The 2,919-nt window shown below is 68.4% G+C and carries 2 protein-coding genes; one reads left to right on the top strand and one right to left on the bottom strand.

Annotation, left to right across the window (positions count from 1 at the left end; translation table 11 throughout):
- Positions 1-590, bottom strand: a 590-nt coding sequence (locus G6027_RS03305) for an alpha/beta fold hydrolase (RefSeq protein ID WP_346995613.1), incomplete at its 3' end; no start/stop codon positions are given.
- Between the two features lie 219 nt (positions 591-809).
- Between G6027_RS03305 and G6027_RS03300 the strand changes: the two genes are divergently transcribed.
- A complete protein-coding gene (locus tag G6027_RS03300) occupies positions 810-2,321 on the top strand; it encodes an amidase (protein WP_182635391.1) in 1,512 nt (503 codons plus the stop codon).
- The last annotated feature ends 598 nt before the right edge of the window (positions 2,322-2,919 follow it).

The following is a 2,919-nucleotide window of genomic DNA, read 5'->3' as shown; positions in this document are numbered from 1 at the left end:
CGGGCGAACCACTCCGCGCCGTCCACGGCGGACAGCACCTCGCCCCGCGATTGCGCGGCGAGGCCCGATCCCACGCGGACCTCACCACCGTCGATCGGGTTGATCGGGTCCTGACGCCCTTGGACAAACACGATCGGAACCGGCTCGCCACCCACCCCGCAATCCAGGTTGTCCCGGGTCGGGGGATTGGCGGCCACCGCCGCGACCCCGTCGACGAGGTCCGGCGCCTCGAGGGCGAGTCGCATGGCCATGTGTCCGCCGGAGGAGAAGCCCACCGCGTAGACCGGGCCGGTCGTCCCGAGCGACCCGGCGGCCTCCCGGAAGAGCCCCACGTCGTCGAGGTCGTCCTCCTTGGCGGGCCAGTCGCCCTCCCTCCGGCACTCGTTCCAGTTGTTCTCGTGGCCGTCGACGTAGACGATCGCGAAGCCCTCTTCGTCGGCCAACTGCTCCAGGTCGGGACCTATCCCGTTGCGGATCCCCGAGCCGGTGTCCCCGGTCCCGTGGATGACGAGCAGCACCGGCACCGAGAGATCACCCTCCGCCGCCGGGGGACGGTAGACCGTCCACGTTCGGGTCAGGTCGTCCAGCACTGTCGAGTGGCTGGTGAGATTCCGGGCCCATCGGTCGGGATCGACGCGGACGGCGAGGGATCACCGGACTGCCCTGTACAGGCGCCCATCGCGCTCGCGAGCGCGATACACGCCAAGACCCGGACTGTTCGGGGGAGAGTCGACTCAGTCATGCCCCGAGTCTGCGTGATATCGCGCGGACCCGTCCCGCCGGGCGGCCCCTGAGTACACTCACGACCCATGCACATCGATGAGTACCGACGCCACGACGCTCTTGGGCTGGCCGACCTGGCCAGGTCGGGAGAGGTGACCGCGGGCGAGTTGCTCGATGTCGCGTTGCAGCAGGCGGACACCGTCAACCCGCACCTCAACGCCATCGTCCACCGGATGGACGCCCGGGCCCGCGAACGGGTCACGGGGCCCCTCGACGGACCCTTCGCCGGAGTTCCCTTCCTCATCAAGGATCTGGGCCAGGATTACCGGGGGGTGCCGACCAGCGGCGGCTCGCGGCCCCTGTCCCACGTCCCGGCGGCCGCGCATTCGACAGTGGTACAGCGCTGGCTCGACTCGGGCCTCGTCATCTTCGGCAAGACCAACACCCCGGAGTTCGGCGCGAAGGGCATCACCGAACCGGACCTCTTCGGTCCCGCCCGCAACCCGTGGGACACCAGCAGGACTCCCGGCGGTTCCTCGGGAGGGTCAGCCGCCGCGGTCGCGGCCGGTGTCGTTCCCGTGGCCGGGGCCAGCGACGGCGGCGGCTCCATCCGCATCCCGGCCGCATGCTGCGGCCTGGTCGGGCTCAAACCGGGCCGCGGCCTGGTCCCCATGGGGCCGTCGATCGGTGAGGCGATGCACGGTGCGGCGACGAACGGCGTGATCTCACGCTCCGTCCGCGACTCCGCGGCGATGCTGGATGTGTTGGCCGGCGGGGAGCCGAGCGGGCCCTACCTTCCCGGGGTGCCCACCGAGAGCTTTCTCTCTCAGGTCGGTCAGGATCCGGGACGGCTGCGGATCGGCGTGTGCACCGCATCTTCGATCAACTCCGAACCCCATCCGGAGGCCTCGGCATCGGTGGAGGCGGCCGCACGGACGCTGTCCGACCTCGGTCATGACGTGGAGATGCTCACCGAGCAACCGGTCGACGACCTGGCGCTGGCCCGCGATTTCCTCGCCTCCTGGTTCGTGGTCCTGGCGTGGCAGGTCGACGACGCCAAGCGGCGCACCGGGTGCCGAGACGGTGACTTCGAGCTGGATACGCAAGTCATGGCGGCCCTAGGACGAGCGCACAGCAGCGTCGAGTACGTCGACACGGTGATGCGTCGACACGAACACGTGCGGAGGTTGTCGGCCTACTTCGACGGTTACGACCTCCTGGTCACTCCCACGCTGGCCGACCTTCCTCCGCACATCGGCGCGCTGGACACCCCGCGACTCGCTCACCGTGCGGCGACAGCGCTACTCAAGACCCGCACAGCCGGCCTGCTGCGACGCTCGGGGCTCGTGGAATCGATGATCGACAACAATCTCAACTGGATCCCGTACACCCAGTTGGCCAATCTCACCGGTCGACCGGCGCTCTCGCTGCCTCTGCACCGGACCCCGGAGGGCGTGCCCATGGGGGTGCAGTTCGTCTCACAGCTCGGGGGTGAATCCATGCTCCTGCGCCTCGCCGGTCAACTCGAGCAGGCAGCGCCGTGGGATCACCTGCAGCCGCCCGTGGCCGCGATTGGTGGCGCGGGACGGCGTGGCTAATCCGACGGGGGCCACGCCAGTGGGTCCGCCAGAATCGTCACTGTGACGTTTTAGCCACGCCCGGGGGCAGTCCGCAACCCTCGGACCAGAAGAACCTCGGCGGTCCAGCGCACCTCAGAGCCCTCTCGGTCGCGGAGCGCCACACACCCTGAGGGGCTTGAGCGCACACCGCGCGACACGACGTCCATGCGGCAAGACGTCAATGCGGCAGGACGGCCGGGCCATGAGATGACAGGCCCATCCACCAGTCACGACGTTTGAAGTGCCGATAATCTACATTATGTAAAGTGGACGATGCCGAGTTGTAGATTCCGCAAACTCGACCCCTCCCCGAACTGCCCCTCGTTCGAATTGCCTGATCCCCTGCATGACCTGCGCGTGGACAGGTATCGGACCGGCGCTCCGCCGCCTAATGGACCTTAACCTCTGGCCGATGACGGAATGGCGGTCGACGCTGCTACCTGCGACCCCTCGGCGCGATTCGCGCTTTCTGCGACACTTTCGCAGATTCCGCGAGTCGTTAGTGGGTGGCTCTGCGACAACGGGGTCGGCCTCCGAGGCGCACGCAGCTGGTGTCCGCGTACAGGGTGACGTGTCG

This window comes from Dietzia sp. SLG310A2-38A2, from assembly GCF_014145095.1.
In the GTDB taxonomy this organism is placed as follows: domain Bacteria; phylum Actinomycetota; class Actinomycetes; order Mycobacteriales; family Mycobacteriaceae; genus Dietzia.
This window is presented reverse-complemented; position numbering and strand designations above follow the sequence as displayed.

Bases quoted from the DNA above. Each gene is read 5' to 3' on its own strand.
- G6027_RS03300 (WP_182635391.1), top strand. From the start codon at position 810: ATGCACATCGATGAGTACCGACGCCACGACGCTCTTGGGCTGGCCGAC.